Here is a 22077-nt window from a genome sequence, read left to right as displayed (position 1 = left end):
CGGAAGCTAAGCCTTTCAGCGCCGATGGTACTGCAGGGGGGACCCTGTGGGAGAGTAGGACGCCGCCGAACAATCATTGCGGAAGCCCCGCACCAGCCCTTACGGGTTCGGTGCGGGGCTTTTCTGCGTTCAGGACACGTGTGCGGACTCCTGTAGGGTCAGGGGGCATCGAACGACCGATTTCTACAGTCACAGTGGAGGCCCCCGGGTGGAGGTCCAGGAGACTCGGGTTCAGACTGACCGAATTTTCACCATTCCGAACATCCTGAGCATGGCGCGCCTCGCCGGCGTGCCCCTGTTCTTGTGGCTGATCCTCGCGGAGTACGACGGGTGGGCCCTGGCCGTCCTCATGCTCAGCGGGATCAGCGACTACCTCGACGGGAAGCTCGCGCGGCGCTGGAATCAGATCAGCAAGCTCGGCCGGCTGCTCGATCCTGCCGCGGACCGGCTCTACATCCTGTCGACGCTCTTCGGTCTGACTTATCGCGAGCTTCTGCCGCTATGGCTCACCGGAGCGTTGCTGGCGCGCGAGCTGATGTTGCTGGTCATGGTGTGGATCCTGCGCCGTCACGGATATCCGCCACCGCAGGTCAACTTCCTCGGCAAGGCCGCCACCTTCAACCTGATGTACGCGTTTCCCTTGCTGCTGCTCAGTGACGGAAGCGGCTGGTTGGCCTGGTTGGCCTCAGTTTTCGGATGGGCGTTCGCTGTATGGGGTACAACCCTCTATTGGTGGGCAGGAATCCTTTACGTGGTTCAAGTCCGCCGTCTGGTGAAGGCTGACACCACGGCCGATTGAGCCCGCCCGGCGCCGGATGACGCGGAGGAGTTGCGAAGTCACCGACCGAGACGGGCGAGGGTCGGCACGACTGTCGTCTCCCAAGGAGGACTCTTCCGACATGAAGGCCGTCGTGATGGCCGGTGGCGAGGGAACGCGTCTTCGCCCCATGACCTCGAGCATGCCCAAGCCGCTCCTGCCGGTGGCCAACCGGCCGATCATGGAGCATGTGCTCCGGCTGCTCAAGCGGCATGGGCTCAGCGAGACCGTGGTCACCGTGCAGTTCCTGGCGTCACTCGTCAAGAACTATTTCGGGGATGGCGAAGAGCTCGGAATGGAGCTCACCTACGCCCATGAGGAGAAGCCACTCGGGACCGCCGGCAGTGTGAAGAATGCCGAGGAGGCCCTGAAGGACGACGCCTTCCTCGTCATTTCCGGCGATGCTCTCACCGACTTCGACCTCACCGATCTGATCCGCTTCCACAAGGAGAAGGGCGCCCTCGTCACGGTGTGCCTGACACGGGTGCCGAACCCGCTGGAATTCGGCATCACGATCGTGGACGAGGAGGGCAAGGTCGAGCGGTTCCTGGAGAAGCCGACCTGGGGACAGGTCTTCTCGGACACCGTCAACACCGGCATCTACGTCATGGAGCCCGAGGTCTTCGACTACGTCGATCCGGACGTCTCCGTCGACTGGTCCGGTGATGTCTTCCCCCAGCTGATGAAGGAAGGCCGGCCCATCTTCGGCTATGTCGCCGAAGGCTACTGGGAGGACGTCGGCACGCACGAGAGCTACGTCAAGGCGCAGGCCGACGTGCTTGAGGGCAAGGTCCAGGTCGAGATGGACGGCTTCGAGATCTCCCCCGGAGTGTGGATCGCCGAAGGGGCGGAGGTGAGCCCCGACGCGGTGCTGCGCGGGCCGCTGTACATCGGCGACTACGCCAAGGTCGAGGCCGGCGCCGAGATCCGCGAGCACACCGTCATCGGGTCGAACGTCGTCGTGAAGAGCGGGGCCTTCCTGCACCGGGCCGTCGTCCACGACAACGTGTACATCGGGCCCCACAGCAATCTCCGCGGCTGCGTCATCGGCAAGAACACCGACATCATGCGGGCCGCGCGGATCGAGGACGGGGCCGTCATCGGCGATGAGTGCCTCATCGGTGAGGAATCGATCGTTCAGGGGAACGTACGGATCTACCCCTTCAAGACCATCGAGGCCGGCGCCGTCGTCAACGAGTCGGTGATCTGGGAGTCCCGCGGCCAGGCGCACCTGTTCGGCGCGCGTGGGGTCTCCGGGATCCTGAACGTGGAGATCACTCCCGAGGTGGTGGTCCGGCTCGCCGGCGCGTACGCCACGACCCTGAAGAAGGGGGCGACCGTCACCACGGCCCGTGACCACTCCCGGGGAGCCCGAGCGCTCAAGCGTGCCGTGATCTCCGCGCTCCAGGCCAGCGCCATCAACGTACGGGACCTGGAGAACGTACCGCTGCCGGTGGCGCGGCAGCAGACCGCGCGCGGCAGTGCCGGCGGGATCGTCCTGCGGACCTCGCCGGGCGTGCCGGACTCCGTGGACATCATGTTCCTGGACGAGCGGGGAGCGGACCTCTCGCTCCAGGGGCAGCGCAAGCTGGACCGGGTGTACGCGCGCCAGGAGTACCGGAGGGCGTTCCCCGGGGAGATCGGAGACCTGCAGTTCCCGGGCAGTGTCTTCGACGCCTACACCGGCTCGCTGCTGCGGCGGGTGGACACCACCGGCATCGCCGACGCCGGGCTCAAGGTGGTCGTGGACGCCTCGAACGGAAGCGCGGGGCTCGTTCTGCCCAGCCTGCTGGGTCGGCTCGGTGTGGACGCGCTGACGATCAATCCAGGGCTCGACGAGTCCCGGCCGACGGAGACCAGGGAGTCCCGGCGGGCCGGGCTGGTGCGGCTGGGGGAGATCGTGGCCTCGGCGCGGGCGGCCTTCGGCGTACGGTTCGACCCGGTGGGCGAGCGGATCTCGCTGGTCGACGAGCGCGGGCGGATCATCGAGGACGACCGGGCGCTGCTCGTGATGCTCGACCTGGTGGCCGCGGAGAAGCGCAGCGGCAAGGTCGCGCTGCCGGTGACCACCACGAGGGTGGCCGAGCAGGTGGCGGCCTACCACGGTACGCAGGTCGAGTGGACGACGACCTCGCCCGACGACCTGACCCGGGTGGGGCGGGCGGAGAACACCATCTTCGGTGGAGACGGCCGGGGCGGCTTCATCGTTCCGGAGTTCAGCAGCGTCTTCGACGGTTCGGCCGCCTTCGTGCAGCTGCTCGGGCTGGTGGCGCGTACGCAGCTCACGCTGAGCCAGATCGACGCCCGGATTCCGCGGGCCCACGTGCTCAGGCGGGACGTCTCGACGCCGTGGGCGGTGAAGGGGCTCGTCATGCGGCGGGTCGTGGAGGTGGCCGGCGACCGGCAGGTGGACACCACCGACGGGGTGCGGGTGGTCGAGGCCGACGGCCGGTGGGCGCTGGTCCTGCCGGACCCGGCGGAAGCGGTCACCCACCTGTGGGCCGAGGGGCCCGACGACGGCACCGCGCAGGCCCTGCTGGACGAGTGGGCGGGCGTCGTGGAGAGCGCCGGGCAGTGAGTGCCGGGCGTGCGATGACGTAGGCGGAAGTCCGGTGGTCCGGGTGCGGGGAGTGCCGGCCCGGCCCACCGGATGGACGCATTGGGTGACTCCGCTGCCGACATGCGACGATGTGCGGCATGTCGCAGCCGCCCCACAACCGGACTCCGGCGTCTCCTGTGCCCGCGCGCCCGGACGCTTCCATGTCGCTGCTGACGCACGTGATGGACAACAGTCTCGACGAGGGCTATGCGGAGGCCGCGGCCCGGCGCGAGGCGGAGGGCACGGCGGGTCTGCCGCGGACCCTCAAGGCCAAACTGGGACTCGCGGCCGGGCTCGTCGTGACCGCCATGGTCGTCACGCTCGGTGCGGCCGAGGCGCAGATAGCGGCGCCGGTGCTGGCCAAGGAGCGTCAGGAGCTGATCGACCGGGTGGAGCGGGCGGATGACCGCGTGCACGGCCTGGAGCGTGACGTCGACCGCCTCAGGACCGATGTCGCGGCGCGCCAGCGTGCGGCGCTGAAGCAGCCCGGCGGGGGCCAGGGCGAGCTCGTGGCCCTGCTGGCGGGTGCCACGGAGGTCCGCGGGCCGGGGATCAAACTGGTGGTGGACGACGCGAAGGGCGCCTCGTCGGGCGGCGGTGGCAAACCGCGCGAGAGCTCCGGATTCTCGGACACCGGCCGGCTCCGGGACCGGGACATGCAGAAGATCGTCAACGGGCTCTGGCAGTCCGGGGCGGAGGCCATCTCCATCAACGGACAGCGGCTGACGGAACTGTCGGCGATCAGAGCCGCGGGTGACGCGATACTGGTCGACAACAGGCCGCTGGTGCCGCCGTACGAAGTGCTGGCGGTGGGGGACAAGAAACGGCTCGGCACGGCCTTCCAGGACTCGGCGGACGGACAGTACCTGCACGTGCTGCAGGAGAGCTACGGGATCCGTTACGCCCTGTCCCCGGCGGACGACCTGCGGCTGCCGGCCGCGTCGAGTCTGACCGTACGTACAGCTACACCGGCAGAGCAGCAGAAGGGTGCATCGTGATCGCGGTACTGGGCCTCTTGGCCGGAGTGGTGGCCGGACTTCTGGTCCGGCCCGAAGTGCCGGCCGTGGTGGAGCCATATCTGCCGATCGCCGTGGTGGCGGCGCTGGACGCGGTGTTCGGCGGCCTCCGCGCGATGCTGGACGGCATCTTCGTGGACAAGGTCTTCGTGGTGTCGTTCCTGTCGAACGTGGTCGTGGCCGCGCTGATCGTCTTCCTCGGTGACAAGCTCGGGGTCGGCTCGCAGCTGTCCACGGGTGTGGTCGTGGTCCTCGGTATCCGCATCTTCTCTAACGCCGCGGCCATCCGCCGGCACGTGTTCCGGGCGTGAGGCCGATGAGTACGAACGACAGCCCCGAGGAGCCGGGGGGCGCGGGCCGTCCGCCGGAGCCCCCGAAGTCTCCCGGGTCCCCGAAGTCTCCCGGGCCTCCGCAGTCTCCTGAGCCCCAGCAGCCTCCTGAGCCCCAGCAGTCTCCGGAGTCCCTGCGGCCGCCGCAGTCCTCGGAACCCCCGCAGTCGCCTCAGCCCTCGCAGCCCGCGCAGTCGCCGGAGCCGCCGGAGCCGGCCAAGGAGGCGCCGGGGCAGCCCGAGGAGACCGGCCGGCAGCGGCTCGCGGCCGGGCTGTGGCCGCCGCGGGTGAGCCGGGCCCAACTGATCGTGGCACTGCTGCTGTTCGTCCTGGGGCTGGGTCTGGCGATCCAGGTCCGCTCCAACAGCGACTCCAGCGCGCTGCGCGGGGCCCGCCAGGAGGACCTCGTACGGATCCTCGACGAGCTCGACGGGCGGACCAAGCGCCTGGAGGACGAGAAGCAGCAGCTGGAGGACCAGCGCAAGGAGCTGGAGAACAGCTCCAACCAGGCCGAGGAGGCCCGCAAGCAGACCGTCGAGAAGGAACGCCAACTCGGCATCCTGGCCGGTACGGTGGCAGCCCAGGGGCCGGGCATCACACTGAAGATCACGGATCCCACGGGTCAGGTGCAGTCCGACCAGTTGCTGGACACGCTCCAGGAGCTGCGGGCGGCCGGGGCCGAGGCGATCCAGATCAACGGGGTGCGCATCGTGGCGGGCTCGTACTTCTCGGACGAGAACGGCGGGGTCGCCATCGACGGCAAGAAGATCACACAACCCTATGAGTTCAAGGTGATCGGGAAGCCCCAGGATCTGGAGCCCGCGCTGAACATTCCGGGCGGTGTCGTCCAGACACTGGAGAAGGAGCAGGCCACCGTCGCCGTCACACGGTCGGCGAAGATCGTTGTGGATGCCTTGCGGGCTGCGAAGCAGCCTGACTACGCTCGGTCGTCATCGTGATGAATCGGAGTGATGAGTGGAGCGTCCCACGCGGGCGGATGCCTGCGGGGGGTCGGCGCACCGAAGTCGCGGTGCGTGGTGGAAACTGTCTGGTGGTTACGGACGTTGTGAGAATGTCCGGGTCGGCAGGTGTCTGCATTCGGAGTTCGTCCTGCCCCACGGGCGGGTCTGTTTAGGTCAAGGGGAATCGCCCGTGAAGTTGTTTGAGAAGTTGTTCGGCAAGAAGAACCGTGAGGAAGGCGGCGCGGCACGGCACCGCGCCGGGCACGGGGACGTGGAAGGGCAGGGCGACCGGCCGCTCTTCCGGGACGAGGTCGCCGGAGCGGGTGATGTTTCCGGCGCCCCCGGCGCGTCGACTGTTGACCCTGCTGGTACCGGACGCATAGGTTTCGGTGAACCATCAACCTCAAGTGCGGGTGGAGGGTTTGCCCCCGACCCGTATGCCACCAATGCATCCGCGGGGCATCCGCGGCGCGAGGAGCCGTCCATGTCGGCCGAGCAGATTTGCAGCAGGTGCGGACACCGCAGCGATGCGGCCAGTCGGTTCTGCTCGAACTGCGGTGCGCCGCTGCGGGCGGGTCTGACGCCGGAGCGTGCCTCGGAGACCACGTCCACGATCTCGATCTCGGGCCTTGAGGCCTACGAGGCCGAGGTATCGGGACAACCGCACGTGTCGTCCTCCTCGCTGTCCCCCGAGGCGCAGGCCGCGGTGGAAGCGCTGCCCCCCGGTTCCGCTCTGCTCATCGTGCGGCGCGGTCCCAACTCCGGGAGCCGTTTCCTGCTGGACGGTGAGCTGACCACGGCCGGCCGCCACCCGCAGAGCGACATCTTCCTGGACGACGTCACCGTCTCCCGGCGCCATGTCGAGTTCCGCAGGAGCCAGGAGGGCGGCTTCACCGTCGCCGATGTCGGCAGCCTCAACGGCACGTACGTGAACCGTGAACCGATCGACTCCGTCGCCCTGCAGAACGGCGACGAGGTGCAGATCGGCAAGTACCGGCTGGTCTTCTACGCGAGCCTGCGGGGCATCTGACCCTTTTAGGGAAGGTTCCATGCTGCGTACCCCGACCGGCGGTGCCCCGCGAAGTGGCACCGCCGGCACCGTCGGCCCGGCCGGGCGGCTGGTGAGCATCGGCACGGTGCTCACCACGCTGCGTGACGAGTTCCCCGAAGTCACCATCTCGAAGATCCGTTTTCTGGAGGCGGAGGGGCTCGTCGAGCCCCGGCGCACACCTTCGGGATACCGCAAGTTCAGCACCGACGACGTGGAGCGGCTCGCTCGGATCCTGCGCCTGCAGCGTGACCACTACCTGCCGCTGAAGGTCATCCGCGAGCAGCTCGACGCGCTCGCCCGCGGGGAGCAGATCCGCATCCCGGCGCCCACCGCGCACGGGGACTCCGCCGATCCCGCCGGACCGACGGCCGTCTACGGCGAAGTGGGGCGGGAACGCCCCACCGTGGCCCGGGTGGGCCGGGCCGAGCTGCTCGCGGCCGCCAGGGTGGACGAGGTACAGCTGGTCGAGTGGGAGTCGTACGGGCTGCTGGCCGAGGGCACGGACGGCGGATTCGACGCCGAGGCGGTCACGGTGGCCCGGCTGGTGGCCGACCTGGGCCGTTTCGGGCTGGAGCCGCGGCACCTGCGTGCGATGAAGGCCGCCGCGGACCGCGAGGCGGGGCTGGTGGAGCAGGTCGTGGCACCGCTGCGCAGGCATCGCAATCCGCAGACCAGGGCTCATGCGGAGGCCACCCTGAAGGAGCTCGCGGGGCTTTCCGTACGGCTCCACGAGGCCCTCGTACAGACCGCTCTCGGGGTCCGGCTGCCCTGAGGTGGGGGGCCCGACTACCCAAACCTGCCGAGCAGGTCCTAGGGTTGCTGTGTGAACGAGCTCGACGTTGTGGGTGTCCGGGTGGAAATGCCCTCCAACCAACCGATCGTGCTCCTGCGTGAAGTGGGAGGCGACCGGTACCTCCCCATCTGGATCGGTCCAGGGGAGGCGACCGCCATTGCCTTCGCGCAGCAGGGGATGGCCCCTGCCCGACCGCTGACGCACGACCTGTTCAAGGACGTGCTGGAGGCGATCGGCGAGGAGCTCACCGAGGTCCGGATCACGGATCTGCGGGAGGGCGTCTTCTACGCGGAGCTCGTCTTCGCCAGCGGGGTCGAGGTGAGTGCGCGTCCTTCCGACGCCATAGCCCTCGCCCTGCGGACGGGGACGCCGATCTACGGCAGTGACGGCGTGCTGGACGACGCCGGAATCGCCATTCCGGACGAGCAGGAGGACGAGGTGGAGAAGTTCCGCGAGTTCCTCGACCAGATCTCACCGGAGGACTTCGGCACCGGCCCGCAGTGAGGTGTCGGCCGCGTCGTCCTCGGGGATCTTCAGGCCATTCGATTAGCCTTTCCCCGTAAAGGGATACGGGAAACCACTCTCAGGGTGATTATCACTCGGCGTGCCGAGTGTGGCGATCGTTGACGCACCCCTGGTGACTGCCTACCTTCAAGGTGGGCAGGTCAAGGACGGAGGGTCGGCGTGAGGATCACGGGCGACGGTACGACCGGGGGCACCCCCGCACGGAGTGAGGCTGGGCCGTACCCGCTGCGCGGCGGTGCGGTCGGGTCCGCGCGCCGTCAGCCGGAGTCGACGCCGGTCGGACCGGTGGGCGCAGACCCGGAGCCCGAGCAGATCGGATACCGCGGGCCGACGGCCTGCGCCGCGGCCGGCATCACCTACCGGCAGCTCGACTACTGGGCCCGGACCGGGCTGGTGGAGCCCAGCATGCGGGCCGCCTACGGGGCGGGGACGCAGCGCCTCTACAGCTTCCGCGACGTCGTGGTCCTCAAGATCGTCAAGCGTTTCCTGGACACCGGGGTGGCGCTGCAGAACATCCGCACGGCGGTCCAGCACCTGCAGGACCGCGGGTTCTCGGACCTCGAACGGATGACTCTGATGAGCGACGGCGCCACCGTGTACGAGTGCACCTCGCCGGACCAGGTCGTGAGCCTGCTCCAGGGCGGGCAGGGCGTTTTCGGCATCGCCGTGGGCGTGGTGTGGCAGGACGTCGAGAGCGCGCTGTCGCAGCTGCACGGAGAGCGCGTGGACACCGGCGAGACCCTGGTGCGGCACAACCCGACGGACGAGCTGGCCGCCCGCCGCAACCGGGCCGTCTGACCCGGGCCGAGGCATTGTCAGTGGCGTAGGGCAGCATCGGGCTGTGAGAGCCGCGCCGACCATCCTGCACCTGGACATGGACGCCTTCTACGCCTCCGTGGAGCAGGCGTCGAAGCCGAGTCTGCGGGGCAAGGCCGTCATCGTAGGCGGCCTCGGGCCGCGCGGGGTCGTCGCCACGGCCTCGTACGAGGCCAGGCGGTTCGGGGTGCACTCCGCGATGCCGATGGGGCAGGCGCGGCGGCTCTGCCCGAACGGCGCGTACCTGATCCCCCGCTTCAGCCTCTACCGGCAGGTCAGCGACGTGGTGATGGCCATGCTGCGGGAACTGTCGCCCCTGGTGGAGCCCCTGAGCCTGGACGAGGCCTTCGTGGACCTGGAGGCGGGCGGGGTGGCCTTCGACTCGCGCAGCGCGCGGGAGACGGGGGAGCGGCTGCGGGGCGACATCCGGGCCGCCACGGGGCTCAGCGGGTCGGTGGGGCTGGCCGGGTCGAAGATGCTGGCCAAGGTGGCCTCCGAGGAGGCCAAGCCGGCCGGACTGCTGCTGATCGAGCCGGGGACGGAGCGCGAGCTGCTCGCCCCGATGTCGGTACGGACGCTGCCCGGGGTGGGGCCGGCCACGGGCGAGCACCTGCGCCGGGCCGGGATCACCACGGTGGGGGAGCTGGCGGAGGCCGGGGAGGACGAGCTGGTCCGGATGGTCGGCCGCTCGGCCGGTGCCGGGCTGTACCGGATGGCGCTCGGGCTGGACGACCGGCCGGTGGTCGCGGAGCGGGACGCGAAGTCGGTGTCCGTCGAGGACACCTTCGACGTGGACCTGCACGACCGGGTACGGATCCGCGGCGAGGTGCAGCGGCTCGCCGACCGGTGCGTGCAGCGGCTGCGGGGCTCGGGGCACTCGGGGCGCACGATCGTGCTCAAGGTGAGGCGGTACGACTTCTCCACACTGACCCGGTCCGAGACCCTGCGGGGGCCCACGGACGACCCGGCGGTGGTGCGTGAGGCGGCGGCGCGGCTGCTGGAGGGGGTGGACACCACGGGTGGGGTGCGGCTGCTCGGAGTGGGGGTGAGCGGGCTGGCGGACTACACGCAGGAGGACCTGTTCGCGCAGTCGCTCGCCGCTGAGCCGGACGGGGCGGCCGGGACCGGCGGCTCGGACAGGACGGACGGGACTGACGGCGCGGACCGGACGGACGGGGCCGGAGGGGAAGCGGTGGCGGCCGGTGCCGCCGAGGCGGCGGCCGAGGGCGCTGAGGAGGCCGCTGGGCCGCCCGGGGAGCCGGAGGAGCCGGAGCCGGCCCCCGAACGGCGCTGGACGGCCGGAAGCGACGTACGGCATGCCGTGTACGGGCCCGGATGGGTGCAGGGCAGCGGGGTCGGGCGGGTGACCGTGCGGTTCGAGCAGCCCGGATCGGAGCCCGGCCGGGTGCGGACCTTCCGGGTGGACGACCCCGAGCTGGAGCCGTCCGATCCGCTGCCGCTGGTGGGCGCCGGCCCGGATCCGGAAGGGACGCCCTAAGGGCTGTCCCGTAATCCCCGGTGGATCAGCGCGCGGCGTCAGATGCGGTGCCTCGCAAGGCGGAGGGCCGCCCGCATACTGGGCGTATTCGGGTGCTCCGACAACGCGGCGAGGTGCCGTAGCTGGTGTCGTGCGCCCGCCGCGGATTACGGGACAGCCCTTGTCTGACGCCCTAGCTCTCGTCGCCCGCCAGGCGGCCGAAGTCGCGGTTGAAGTCCGACGGCAGGGTCGTGTCCAGTCCGTAGTGGTGGTACAGCTGCAGCTCCTGTTCGGGGGAGAGGTGGCGCCCGACTCCGAAGTCCGGGGCGTCCCTGATGAGGGCGCGTTCGAAGGGCACCCGCAGGGTGTCACCCACCAGCTCGCTCGGCTCCAGCGGGACGAAGGCGTCCCGGCTGAAGAGCCCCGTACGGACCGCGGCCCACTCCGGGACGCCCGTGGCATCGTCGAGGTAGACCTCGTCGATCGTGCCGATCTTGGTGCCATTGCGGTCGAACGCCTTGCGGCCGATCAGGCTGCGCGGATCGATGTCGGTCTGCACGGTCCCTCCAAAAGGTCGCAACTGGTCCGTAATGACTACAGAAGTGCATATTCGCAGCGGAGGCCACTCGGGGAGGGTCCAGATCCTCGCTGGTACCCTGGTGAACGGCTGTCGACCCTGTGCGGGAGAGTCCTCCGAGTGAGCAAGACGGAGGCGCCGAAGGAGCAAATCCTCCCCGGAATCTCTCAGGCATACGTACCGCACGGACGAGGCCACTCTGGAAAGCAGGGCGGGTACCGGGCGCACAGTGCCGGTCCCCCTCCTCACCGACGGTGAAAGCCGGAACTCTCGGGAGACCCCCGTGACTCCGGTGAAACTCTCAGGTGCAGATGACAGAGGGGGAGGCCGTCCGGGTGCCCGCGCCGTGGTGCCCCTCGCAGGTCATACGACCAGGAGGCCTCCGTACATGACCGCCAACCGCATTCCGCTCTCCCAGCTGGAGCGAGGCATCCCCTTCGAACAGCGCCACATCGGCCCGGATGCCGAGGCGCAGGCGAAGATGCTCGCCCAGGTGGGCTACGGCTCCCTGGACGAACTGACCGCTGCCGCGGTCCCGGATGTGATCAAGACCGCCGAGGCGCTCGACCTGCCCGAGGCGCGTACCGAGGCCGAGGTGCTGGCCGAGCTGCGCTCGCTCGCCGACCGCAACCAGGTCCTCTCGCCGATGATCGGTCTCGGCTATTACGGGACCTTCACGCCGCCGGTGATCCTCCGCAACGTCATGGAGAACCCGGCCTGGTACACGGCGTACACGCCCTACCAGCCGGAGATCTCCCAGGGCCGCCTCGAAGCGCTCCTGAACTTCCAGACGGTCGTCGCCGAGCTGACCGGGCTGCCGACCTCGGGCGCCTCGCTGCTCGACGAGGGCACCGCGGCCGCCGAGGCCATGACCCTGGCCCGCCGCGTGGGCAAGTCCAAGGGCAACGTCTTCCTGGTGGACGCCGACGCGCTGCCGCAGACCATCGCCGTCATCGAGACCCGTGCCGAGCCGATCGGCATCGAGGTCGTCGTCGCCGACCTGTCCGCCGGCATCCCGGCCGAGGTCGCCGAGCGCGGCATCTACGGTGTCCTGGTCCAGTACCCGGGTGCCTCCGGTGCCGTCCGGGACATCAAGCCGGTCATCGACCAGGCGCACGAGCTCGGCGCCATCGTCGCCGTCGCCGCGGACCTGCTCGCGCTGACCCTGCTCACCTCCCCGGGTGCGCTCGGCGCGGACATCGCCGTCGGCACCACCCAGCGCTTCGGCGTCCCGATGGGCTTCGGCGGACCGCACGCCGGCTACATGGCCGTCCAGGACAAGCACGCCCGCTCCCTGCCCGGCCGCCTCGTCGGCGTCTCCGTCGACGCGGACGGCAACAAGGCGTACCGCCTCGCGCTCCAGACCCGTGAGCAGCACATCCGCCGCGAGAAGGCCACCAGCAACATCTGTACCGCGCAGGTGCTGCTTGCCGTCATGGCCGGCATGTACGCCGTCTACCACGGCCCGGACGGCCTGCGGACGATCGCGAGCCGCACCCACCGCTACGCCACCCTGCTCGCCGCCGGTCTGACGGCCGGCGGGGTCGAGATCGTGCACGGCTCGTACTTCGACACGATCACCGCCCGCGTGCCGGGCCGTGCCGCCGAGGTCGTCGCCGCCGCCCGCGAGGGCGGGGTCAACCTGTTCCAGGTCGACGCCGACCTCGTCTCCGTCGCCTGCGACGAGACCACCCTGCGCGCCGACATCGAGGCCGTCTGGGCCGCCTTCGGCGTCACCGCCGGCATCGAGGCGCTGGACGCGACCACGGCCGACACGCTGCCCGAGGGCCTGCTGCGCTCGGACGCGTACCTGACGCACCCGGTCTTCCACCAGCACCGCTCCGAGACCGCGATGCTGCGCTACCTGCGCAAGCTCTCGGACAAGGACTACGCGCTGGACCGCGGCATGATCCCGCTGGGCTCCTGCACCATGAAGCTCAACGCGACCACCGAGATGGAGCCGGTGACCTGGCCCGAATTCGGTCAGCTGCACCCCTTCGCGCCGGTGGAGCAGGCCGAGGGCTACCTCACGCTCATCAACGAGCTGGAGGAACGTCTCTGCGAGGTGACCGGCTACGACAAGGTCTCCATCCAGCCGAACGCCGGCTCCCAGGGTGAGCTCGCCGGCCTGCTGGCCGTCCGCGCCTACCACCGGGCGAACGGCGACGAGCAGCGCACCATCTGCCTGATCCCGTCCTCCGCGCACGGCACCAACGCCGCCAGCGCCGTGATGGCCGGCATGAAGGTCGTCGTCGTCAAGACCGCCGACGACGGCGAGGTGGACGCGGCCGACCTGCGCGCCAAGATCGAGCAGCACCGCGACGAGCTCGCCGTGCTGATGATCACGTACCCCTCGACGCACGGTGTGTTCGAGGAGCACGTCGCCGACATCTGCGCCCAGGTGCACGAGGCCGGCGGCCAGGTCTACGTCGACGGTGCCAACCTGAACGCCCTGGTGGGCCTGGCCAAGCCGGGTCACTTCGGCGGCGACGTCTCGCACCTGAACCTGCACAAGACCTTCTGCATCCCGCACGGCGGCGGCGGTCCGGGCGTCGGCCCGGTCGGTGTCCGGGCGCACCTGGCCCCGTACCTGCCGAACCACCCGCTCCAGCCGACCGCGGGCCCGGAGACGGGCGTCGGCCCGATCTCGGCCGCTCCGTGGGGTTCGGCGGGCATCCTGCCGATCTCGTGGTCGTACGTGCGCCTGATGGGCGGCGAGGGCCTCAAGCGCGCCACCCAGGTGGCGGTGCTCGGCGCCAACTACATCGCCAAGCGCCTGGAGCCGCACTACCCGGTGCTCTACACCGGCCCGGGCAACCTGGTCGCGCACGAGTGCATCATCGACCTGCGGCCGCTGTCGAAGTCCACGGGCGTGAGCGTGGACGACATCGCCAAGCGCCTGATCGACTACGGCTTCCACGCGCCGACCATGTCCTTCCCGGTCGCCGGCACGCTGATGATCGAGCCGACGGAGTCCGAGGACCTCGCCGAGATCGACCGCTTCTGCGACGCGATGATCGCCATCCGCGGCGAGATCGAGCGGGTCGCGGGCGGCGAGTGGCCGGCGGACGACAACCCGCTGGCGAACTCCCCGCACACCGCGGCGGCGCTGGGCGGCGAGTGGAACCACCCGTACACCCGGGACGAGGCCGTCTTCCCGGGCGGGGTCACGGCCGCCGAGAAGTACTGGCCGCCGGTGCGCCGCATCGACGGTGCGTTCGGTGACCGGAACCTCGTGTGCTCCTGCCCGCCGCTGGACGAGTACGACGCCTGAGGTGTTCCGCGTCGTACGGCCGCCGTATGACGGTCGTACGACATGAACAAGGGGCCGGTCCGGGAGAGTCTCCCGGACCGGCCCCTTCGCCGTTCGCTACGGTCGGCCGGACAGCTCTATCGCCTAGGCCGCCGCGAGCGGGCGGTGCGGGGCGATGATCTGGCCGTCCGGCAGCAGTTCACCGGTGTCCTCGAAGAGCAGGACGCCATTGCACAGCAGGCTCCAGCCCTGCTCCGGGTGGTTGGCCACCGGGCGTGCGGCCTCCCGGTCGGCGGATTCGGCTGACGGGCAGGCTGGCTGGTGCTGGCACATGGATGCGTTCTTTCGCTGCGGTGTGGTCTGTGTGCTACGGCTCGATGCGTGATTCATGGCCGTCCCCCTGGGTCATCCCCGCACCCGCGGGGAGCGTGTCATCAGTCTTCCCCCATGACAGCCGCTTCGCAGGTATTTCCCGGCAGCTGTCCTCACAGATTGATGACGCATCACTCGTGCGGGCGGTTCAGGCCAACTCCCCTGTCATTTCGGATGGTTCGCAAGTGGCCCGGCCGGACTAGGCCGAATGGGCGATTCGGGTCAGGCGGCGGGCGCGGCCAGGGAGGGCGGCGCCGCCGTAGGCGCCGGGGTCAGCCGACGGGTCAGTACCGGCAGCAGCTCGGAGACCGGATGCGGCCGGTACGCGGCGATGCCGGGCGGGGCCGGGGCGAGGGGCACCAGCAGGTCCTCGCCGGCCGGCAGCCCGGCGGCGGCGTCGGCGCCCACCGCCCCGTGCAGCCACAGGGTCAGCATGTAGAGCTCCGGAACCGACAGCAGCCGTGGCTGGTAGCCGGTGGTGAGGGATTCCGCCTGGCGCAGGGCGCGTTCGGTGGCCGCGACATAGGGGCCCTCGAAGAAATGGGAGAAGACCCAGCCGTCGGGAGTCAGCCGGGTGTCGGCCGCCGCGATGTAGCGGTCCCCGCTGCGGATCAGGAACCGCCAGCCCGTGAGCCGGCTACGCGGCGGCCTGCCGCCGGCCGCGAGGTTGGACATGCCCAGCCGGTCGAGGACGTGGACCGGAAGCGGGAGTTCGGCGGTCAGCGGCCCCTGGTTCGCGCGCAGGGCCGGGGTGTGCGCCTCGTGGACGGCGGTGGGGGAACCGAGTGCCGCGAGGACGCTGCGCAGGGCGGGCGCGGGAGCCGGAGGGACATGCAGCGGCATGGTGGGTCGCCTCTCACTTGGGAGACACGTGGAACGGGGGCAGGTGCGGACTCGCATTCTGGGGCCAGAGGGGGGCCGAGGGGCAATGGCCGCGCGCCAACTCTCTGCCTCGTTTGCGGAGTTTATACGACATGTGTTCATGCAGTGTTTCGGCTAGCTGTCCCGCCTATTGCCGGCAAGGCGCTTACCGGACCCGCTGACATGGCATTCATGCCGGATGCACGCGAACATGTCGCGCTGACCTCGGAGGTTACCGGACGGGGGCTCGGCTGGAAAGCTTCGGTTATCCGAACGAGGCAAAGTCTAAGCGGAATTTGCATACCGCGACTTGCCACGTGAATGTGCCGAAGCGCCCTTCGGCCAAACCGGCGCGCGCTCCTCGTCACGCACGCCTCCCGCGCGTTATGGATCACGCTGCCGGGGCATCATCGACCGTAACGCGAGCCTGGGTGTACCGGGCCAGGCCCACTCGAGGAGGGACGCTTCGATGGGGGAGAAGGTCGTGGCAGGCGGATTCGACCTGTCCGATCGGCAGCGGTATCGAAGGAAGCTTCACGAGTGTCTGGAGGGACTGGAGCGGCTCCTGGCGGAGAAGAGGTTCGATCGTCCGAAGAACATGATGGGACTGGAGATCGAGCTGAATCTCGCGGGTGCCGACGGGTTGCCGAGAATGCTGAATGCACAGGTACTGGAGCGGATTGCGAGCCCCGATTTCCAGACCGAGCTGGGAATGTTCAATCTGGAGGTGAACGTCCTCCCGCACCGGCTCGGCGGCCGGGTTTTCGACCAGCTCGCCGAGGAACTCAGCGCCGGGCTGGGCTATGCCCACCGGCAGGCCGCGGAGATCGACGCCGGAGTGGTGATGATCGGTATTCTGCCGACGATCTCCCGCGCGGACCTGGTCACCGCGAACCTGTCGGCGGTGGACCGCTACTCGCTGCTCAACGAGCAGATCCTGATGATGCGCGGGGAGGACTTCACGCTCGACATCGACGGCGTCGAACGGCTCATCTGGACCTCCGGGTCGATCGTGCCGGAAGCCGCCTGCACCTCCGTACAGCTGCATCTGCAGGTGACCCCGGCCCGGTTCTCGGCGGTGTGGAACGCGGCGCAGGCGGTGGCCGCGGTGCAGATAGCCGTCGGCGCCAACTCGCCCTTCCTGTTCGGGCGTGAGCTGTGGCGGGAGTCGCGGCCGCCGCTGTTCACGCAGGCCACCGACACCCGGCCGCCCGAGCTGCAGGCCCAGGGCGTGCGGCCGCGCACCTGGTTCGGGGAGCGGTGGGTGGACTCGGCGTACGAGCTCTTCGCCGAGAACGTCCGCTACTTCCCCGCCCTGTTGCCGATATGCGACGAGGAGGAGCCGCTGCGGGTGCTCGCCGAGGGCGGGGTACCGGGGCTGCAGGAGCTGGTCCTGCACAACGGCACCGTCTACCGGTGGAACCGGCCCGTGTACGGCGTCGCCGACGGGGTGCCGCACCTGCGGGTGGAGAACCGGGTGCTGCCGGCCGGGCCGACGGTCGCCGACGTCGTCGCCAACGCCGCCTTCTACTACGGGCTCGTACGCACCCTCGCGGACGAACCGCGCCCGGTGTGGACCCGGCTGCCCTTCGCCGAGGCGGAGGCGAACTTCGACGCGGCCTGCCGGTACGGGATCGACGCGCGGCTGCGGTGGCCGCGCCGGGGCCGGGCCGGGGGGCTGGCGAGCGTGCCCGCCGTGCGGCTGGTCCTGGACGAGCTGCTGCCGATGGCGGCGGCGGGGCTGGATGCCTGGGGCATCGAGCCCGCGGACCGGGACCACTACCTCGGCATCATCGAGGAGCGCTGCCGGCGCCGGGTGAACGGGGCGACCTGGCAGGTGGACACCTACCACCGGGCGCTCGCCGCCGGACTGGAGCGGGACGAGGCACTGGCCGCGACGACCCGGCGGTACACCGAGCTGATGCACAAGGGCGACCCGGTGCACACCTGGCCGGTCGGGCTGACGGAGGAGGTGAGCGTCCCGGCGCCCGTCGTGCGCTGACCGGCCGCGGGGCGGGGCGGGCCGGTGCCCCGCGCCGCCGTCCGTCCGCCGTCCCCGCGCCCCGTCCGCCCGCCGTCCGTCCGCCGCCGTCCGGTGATCCCGGTGCAGGCCCCGCAGTGATCCTCCCGGTCCCGCGAGGAGGCAGTATGGGGTGGTCGCAACGGGATGGCAGGACGGAGTCGGGCGTGCGGACGGAGCCGGAGCCGGTGTTCGTGGAACTGGACGAGGGCGGGCGGCGGAGCCTGCTGCGCACCGAGACGCTGCTCGTCCTCGCGCTGTCGCTGGGCGCGAGTGGGGTCTCGGCGCTGATCAGCTTCATCGGCTCGCTCACCAAGCCCGGCGGCCTCAAGGACCAGGCGGCCACGCTCAACGGCTCCTACGCCCCGGGCCGGCCCTGGCTGGACCTCGCCTGGCAGCTGTTCGGCATCGCGAGCGCCCTGGTGCCCGTACTGCTGGTGGCGCACCTGCTGACCCGTGAGGGCGCCCCCGGGCTGCGGGTGCTGGGCTTCGACCGCACCCGGCCCTGGTGGGACCTGGGCCGGGGCGCCCTCGTCGCGGCCGGCATCGGCAGCGCCGGGCTGGCCTTCTACCTGGGCGCCCGGGCCACCGGATTCAACCTCACGGTGGTGCCGGAGGCGCTGCCCGACGTGTGGTGGAAGTTCCCCGTACTGATCCTCTCCGCGCTGCAGAACGCCGTGGTGGAGGAGGTCATCGTGCTGGCCTACCTGCTGCGCCGGCTCGGCCAGCTGGGCTGGTCGCCGATGGCCGCGCTGCTGGCCAGTTCGGTGCTGCGCGGCTCGTACCACCTCTACCAGGGCATCGGCGGCTTCATCGGCAATGTGGTGATGGGCGTCGTCTTCGTCCTCGCCTACCGGCGCTGGGGCCGGGTGGGACCGCTCGTCGTCGCGCACGCGCTCCTCGACATCGTGGCCTTCGGCGGGTACGCCCTGCTCGCGGGCAAGGTGGGCTGGCTGCCGACGCCGTGACCCGGGGCGGGTCCACCCGATCGGACCTTCCGGGCGGTGGCGGCCGCCGGAGCGGTGCGACCCTGGGGCGAGTGAGGAGGCGCGCCCGGTGGCTGTTCTGGACACCCTGGTACCGTTCGCGCCCTTCTTCGTGCCCGTGGTCACCGGCCTGGTGGGCGGCATCAGCCTCCTCGTCCGGGACCGCCGCGAGGCGCGCAGCACCGACCACCGCTACCGCAGGCGACTGGAGAAGGCCCAGCTGGAGATCCAGTTCCTCTCGGTCTGGATCCAGGCCAAGCAGCTGGCGCCGACCGACTCCCCGCCGCCGGACCCGGAGCCGGGGCGCTGGCTGGACGAGTGCTACGCGTCGGTGCGCCGGGCCAAGGACAACACGGGCGGCCGCCACCGGACGGGGCCGGTCTCGCTGCGGCGCATCCTGCTGCTGGGGGAACTGAGCGGTCCGGCGAAGAGCATGCGGGTCGTCTACTGGGTCTCCCTCGTCCTGTTCAACGTGGCGCTCGCGTGGTGGGTGAACGCGCTCATCGCCGGCGTACCCGGTTTCATGCACGAGGAGGGCGTCTCCGAGTCCGAGGAGATCGCCTTCTATCTGGGGGTGGCGGGCGTCCTGTTCGCCGTGTCGGCCGGCCTGTGGGGATGGACGGTGCACCTGGGCGCGGCGGAGCCGGGACAGGTCTACCGCAAGCGGATCGACTCGGCCGCCTGGGTGGAGCAGGAGGAGAAGCGGCGGAGTGCCGCACGCGCGAAGGCGGATGTGAAGGCGAGGTCGAAGGGGGGCGTCGGGAGGAAGGGCGACGGGGGCGGCTCCGGGGGGGGGGGGGGGGGGGGGGGGGGGGGGGGGGTGGGGGGGGGGGGGGGGGGGGGGGGTTTGGGGGGGGGGGGGGGGGGGGCCCCCCCCCCCACCCCCCGGGAGCGCGCGTCCGTGCCCCGTGGTCACCCCGCCTGTCCGGCCCCGGGCGGGGACGCGAGGAGCTCGCCGTCGACGACGGTGACGGCCCGGCCGGTCAGCAGGGTGCGGTCGCCCGCCAGGGTCACCCGTACGAGACCGCGCCGCGCACCGCCCTGGAGGCCGGTCAGCTCGGTACGGCCCAGCCGCCGTGCCCAGAACGGGGCGAGTGCGGTGTGGGCGCTTCCGGTGACCGGGTCCTCGTCGATCCCGAAGGCGGGGAAGAAGCCGCGGGAGACGAAGTCGTAGCCGAGGGAGGGATCCTCGGCGGGCGCGGTGACGATCACCCCCCGCCGGGCGAAGGCGCGCAGGGCCGCGTGGTCCGGCTCCAGCTCGCGGACGGTCTTCTCGTCGGCGAGCTCGACGACGAGGTCACCGATGTGGTCGGCGGTGTCGTGCACGGAGAGGATCGGGGGGCCGCCGAGCGCGTGGTCCACGGCAGGTGGCGCCGGGACCGGGGTGAGTGAGGACGTCGGGAAGTCCATGGTGATCGTGCCGTCCCCGGCGGTCTCGGCGGTGAGGATGCCGCAGCGCGCGGAGAAGCGGATCCGTCCCGTGGCGAGCCCGTTGGTGGCCAGTACGTGCGCGGTCGCCAGGGTGGCGTGGCCGCACATGTCGACCTCGGCTGCCGGGGTGAACCAGCGCAGCGCCCAGTCGGCGTCCCCGCCGGGCGGCAGGGGGTGGGCGAAGGCGGTCTCGGAGAGGTTCATCTCGCACGCGACCTGCTGGAGCCAGGCGTCCGGGGGGAACGCGGTGTCGAGCAGCAGGACTGCGGCGGGGTTCCCGTGGAAGGGGCGGTCGGTGAAGGCGTCGACGATTCGGATGCGCATGCCCCGACGGTAGGGCGATTTCTTGATCGTCGACAAAGGCCAATCCGGGGTGACTGGCCCTGTCGGGTCGGCGCGTGGGCGGTCAGGTCCGGGAGAGGGCCAGGGTGCCGGAGAGGAGGGGGATGAGCGTGAAGTTCCCGTTCCCTCCGCCGCAGGTCGGGGCCGTGTCGGCGGTGCCCGAGACCTTTGTTCCGGTGTTGTACCGGCCGTCGCCCCGGGCCGGTACGAACGTCGTGAAGTGGTCGTTGAAGCCGCCGGCGCCGTAGTAGTACACGCACTGCTGGAGGTTGATGTAGCGCCCGGCGGAGAGGTCCAGCGCCTTGACGTCGGACAGCAGGGGGACGAGGTAGTAGAGCCCGCGGCCGGCGGCGCACTCCGGGGTGGTGTCGGGGGTGTTCGAGACGTTGGTCCCGGTCGAGAAGTCCGAACCGCCGCGGGCGATCACCGTGGTGATGTGGTCCTTCTGGGCGGCGGAGTAGTAGACGCACTGGTGCAGGTTCAGGTATCGGCCGGCGTTGAGGTCGAGGGCCTGGACGGCCGCCAGCGGGTGGATGGGCTCGAAGTTCCCGTCCCCGGGGCCGCAGGACCGGTTCTGGTCGGGGGCGGTGGACGTCGCCGTCCCGGTCGTGAAGCGGCCGTCGCGGCTCGGGACCAGGGTCGTGAAGTAGTCGACGCCCGGGAAGGGCAGGTACACGCACTGGTGCAGATTGAGCTGGTTGCCGACCAGCTGCCGGGAACCGTCGGCCGTGGCCGGGCCCGGCGGTACGAGGAGCAGCGCTGCGGCGCTGACGGCGGCGGCGAGCCACTTCCTGACGCGTCCCTGAAGGCGCACGGACATCCCCTTTCTGGGGTTTCTGAAGGGTTGCGGGGCTTTACAAGGTGTTGAGCCCTGTTTGCCGTCAGCTCAGCACATACGTCCGCTCGCCCATCGCCCGGAAGTTCTGGCGTCAATCCACCCCAAAGCGTGCAATCCGTTCGACTGTCGCTGACGTGTTCCGATATATCGTTGACACATCGCGAGCCGTCGCCGATAGTGGAGGCATCGGACAACCGATGACGCAACGACAACGTGACGGAAGGAGCGCAGACATGCGTTCACACGGACAGCACGGACACGACCACGGACATGACCACGGACATGACCACGGACGGGGTCACGACCACTGCGGGCCCGATCGTCGGGAGGGTTTCAAGGGGCGGCGCGCCGCCTTCGGCCCGTTCGGGCCGCCCTTCGGCGGAGGCCCCTTCGGTGGCCGCGGCGGACGCGGGGGACCGCGGGGCCGGGCCCGGCGCGGCGATGTGCGCGCCTCGATCCTGGCGCTGCTCGCCGACCGGCCCATGCACGGCTACGAGATGATCCAGGAGATCGGCGAGCGTAGCGGCGGGGCCTGGAAGCCCAGCCCGGGCTCGGTCTACCCGACCCTGCAGCTGCTCGAGGACGAGGGGCTGATCACCAGCGCGAGCGAAGGCGGCAAGAAGCTGTTCACGCTCACCGACGCCGGCCGCACCGAGGCCGAGTCGGGCCCGGACGCCCCCTGGGCGGACGCCGGGCGCGGCTTCGACTTCGAGGCGATGCAGGAGGTCCGGACGGCCGGCATCGGCCTGATGGAAGCCTTCGGGCAGGTCTTCAAGACCGGCTCGCCCCAGCAGCGGGAGAAGGCGCTCGCGGTCATCAACGACGCCCGCAAGAAGCTCTACCTGATCCTGGCCGACGAGCACTGAGCCCGGCCGGGCCCGGCATGCAACGGCATGCAGCGGCGGGGGGGGGGGGGGGGGGGGGGGGGGGGGGGGGGGGTGTGGTGGGGGGGGGGGGGGGGGGGGGGGGGGGGGGGGGGGGGGGGGGGGGGGGGAGAGGGGGGGGGTGGGCG

Annotated in this window: 19 protein-coding genes, 1 rRNA gene and 1 riboswitch; of the genes, 15 read left to right on the top strand and 5 right to left on the bottom strand. The window is 70.6% G+C overall.

Features of this window, described 5'->3' with window-relative positions; genetic code table 11:
• From rrf to ACZ4YL_RS27885, 11 genes are all read left to right on the top strand, one after another.
• A 5S ribosomal RNA gene (rrf, locus tag ACZ4YL_RS27935) occupies positions 1–71 on the top strand; the annotation flags it as partial.
• 137 nt (positions 72–208) lie between these two features.
• On the top strand, positions 209–799 hold the full coding sequence (locus tag ACZ4YL_RS27930; RefSeq protein WP_327734451.1) for a CDP-alcohol phosphatidyltransferase family protein: 591 nt from the start codon (positions 209–211) through the stop codon (positions 797–799).
• A 100-nt stretch (positions 800–899) separates the two neighbouring features.
• Complete coding sequence (locus ACZ4YL_RS27925) at positions 900–3395, top strand: sugar phosphate nucleotidyltransferase (RefSeq protein ID WP_468120294.1); 2496 nt, start codon at positions 900–902, stop codon at positions 3393–3395.
• A 110-nt stretch (positions 3396–3505) separates the two neighbouring features.
• Positions 3506–4414: a DUF881 domain-containing protein gene (locus ACZ4YL_RS27920; protein ID WP_468120292.1), complete on the top strand. Its 909-nt coding sequence runs from the start codon at positions 3506–3508 to the stop codon at positions 4412–4414.
• On the top strand, positions 4411–4743 hold the full coding sequence (locus tag ACZ4YL_RS27915) for a small basic family protein (RefSeq protein ID WP_030010496.1): 333 nt from the start codon (positions 4411–4413) through the stop codon (positions 4741–4743). Before ACZ4YL_RS27920 ends, ACZ4YL_RS27915 begins: the two co-directional genes overlap by 4 nt.
• 5 nt (positions 4744–4748) lie before the next feature.
• Positions 4749–5720 (top strand): DUF881 domain-containing protein, encoded by a 972-nt coding sequence (locus ACZ4YL_RS27910; RefSeq protein ID WP_468120290.1) that lies wholly within the window; start codon positions 4749–4751, stop codon positions 5718–5720.
• Positions 5721–5805: 85 nt separating this feature from the next.
• Positions 5806–6753 carry an FHA domain-containing protein gene (locus ACZ4YL_RS27905; RefSeq protein WP_468120307.1) on the top strand — a complete coding sequence of 316 codons (948 nt, stop codon included), beginning with the start codon at positions 5806–5808 and terminating at the stop codon, positions 6751–6753.
• Positions 6754–6772: 19 nt separating this feature from the next.
• Positions 6773–7546 (top strand): transcriptional regulator FtsR, encoded by a 774-nt coding sequence (ftsR, locus tag ACZ4YL_RS27900; protein ID WP_468120288.1) that lies wholly within the window; start codon positions 6773–6775, stop codon positions 7544–7546.
• A 51-nt stretch (positions 7547–7597) separates the two neighbouring features.
• Positions 7598–8071: a bifunctional nuclease family protein gene (locus tag ACZ4YL_RS27895; protein WP_030009777.1), complete on the top strand. Its 474-nt coding sequence runs from the start codon at positions 7598–7600 to the stop codon at positions 8069–8071.
• A gap of 180 nt (positions 8072–8251) precedes the next feature.
• On the top strand, positions 8252–8890 hold the full coding sequence (locus tag ACZ4YL_RS27890) for a MerR family transcriptional regulator (protein ID WP_468120286.1): 639 nt from the start codon (positions 8252–8254) through the stop codon (positions 8888–8890).
• A 43-nt stretch (positions 8891–8933) separates the two neighbouring features.
• The gene (locus ACZ4YL_RS27885) at positions 8934–10406 is read left to right on the top strand and encodes a DNA polymerase IV (protein ID WP_468120284.1); all 1473 of its coding nucleotides are present in this window, start codon (positions 8934–8936) and stop codon (positions 10404–10406) included.
• Between the two features lie 172 nt (positions 10407–10578).
• On the opposite strand, the gene ACZ4YL_RS27880 is transcribed toward ACZ4YL_RS27885, so the two are convergent.
• The gene (locus tag ACZ4YL_RS27880; protein ID WP_189746224.1) at positions 10579–10944 is read right to left on the bottom strand and encodes a PRC-barrel domain-containing protein; all 366 of its coding nucleotides are present in this window, start codon (positions 10942–10944) and stop codon (positions 10579–10581) included.
• Positions 10945–11056: 112 nt separating this feature from the next.
• Positions 11057–11155, top strand: a riboswitch (glycine riboswitch).
• 195 nt (positions 11156–11350) lie between these two features.
• On the opposite strand from ACZ4YL_RS27880, the gene gcvP reads away from it, so the two are divergent.
• On the top strand, positions 11351–14236 hold the full coding sequence (gene gcvP, locus ACZ4YL_RS27875; RefSeq protein ID WP_468120282.1) for an aminomethyl-transferring glycine dehydrogenase: 2886 nt from the start codon (positions 11351–11353) through the stop codon (positions 14234–14236).
• Between the two features lie 123 nt (positions 14237–14359).
• Here gcvP and ACZ4YL_RS27870 read toward each other — a convergent pair whose 3' ends face one another.
• Both ACZ4YL_RS27870 and ACZ4YL_RS27865 read right to left on the bottom strand, forming a co-directional pair.
• Positions 14360–14548: a DUF5999 family protein gene (locus tag ACZ4YL_RS27870; RefSeq protein WP_030009772.1), complete on the bottom strand. Its 189-nt coding sequence runs from the start codon at positions 14546–14548 to the stop codon at positions 14360–14362.
• Positions 14549–14809: 261 nt separating this feature from the next.
• On the bottom strand, positions 14810–15430 hold the full coding sequence (locus tag ACZ4YL_RS27865) for a hypothetical protein (protein WP_382546532.1): 621 nt from the start codon (positions 15428–15430) through the stop codon (positions 14810–14812).
• A gap of 487 nt (positions 15431–15917) precedes the next feature.
• Between ACZ4YL_RS27865 and ACZ4YL_RS27860 the strand changes: the two genes are divergently transcribed.
• Together ACZ4YL_RS27860 and ACZ4YL_RS27855 are read left to right on the top strand one after the other, a co-directional pair.
• Positions 15918–17450, top strand: a complete 1533-nt coding sequence (locus tag ACZ4YL_RS27860) for a glutamate-cysteine ligase family protein (RefSeq protein ID WP_468120279.1) — start codon at positions 15918–15920, stop codon at positions 17448–17450.
• A 185-nt stretch (positions 17451–17635) separates the two neighbouring features.
• A complete protein-coding gene (locus ACZ4YL_RS27855) occupies positions 17636–18436 on the top strand; it encodes a CPBP family intramembrane glutamic endopeptidase (RefSeq protein WP_468120277.1) in 801 nt (266 codons plus the stop codon).
• Positions 18437–19366: 930 nt separating this feature from the next.
• Here the strand turns inward: ACZ4YL_RS27855 and ACZ4YL_RS27850 are convergent.
• Both ACZ4YL_RS27850 and ACZ4YL_RS27845 read right to left on the bottom strand, forming a co-directional pair.
• Positions 19367–20209, bottom strand: a complete 843-nt coding sequence (locus ACZ4YL_RS27850; RefSeq protein WP_468120276.1) for a PhzF family phenazine biosynthesis protein — start codon at positions 20207–20209, stop codon at positions 19367–19369.
• Between the two features lie 82 nt (positions 20210–20291).
• Positions 20292–21041 (bottom strand): hypothetical protein, encoded by a 750-nt coding sequence (locus tag ACZ4YL_RS27845; RefSeq protein WP_468120274.1) that lies wholly within the window; start codon positions 21039–21041, stop codon positions 20292–20294.
• A 257-nt stretch (positions 21042–21298) separates the two neighbouring features.
• On the opposite strand from ACZ4YL_RS27845, the gene ACZ4YL_RS27840 reads away from it, so the two are divergent.
• Positions 21299–21931 carry a PadR family transcriptional regulator gene (locus tag ACZ4YL_RS27840; RefSeq protein WP_468120272.1) on the top strand — a complete coding sequence of 211 codons (633 nt, stop codon included), beginning with the start codon at positions 21299–21301 and terminating at the stop codon, positions 21929–21931.
• Positions 21932–22077 lie beyond the last annotated feature (146 nt).

This window comes from Streptomyces sp. NPDC030021 (assembly GCF_055574035.1).
This window is presented reverse-complemented; position numbering and strand designations above follow the sequence as displayed.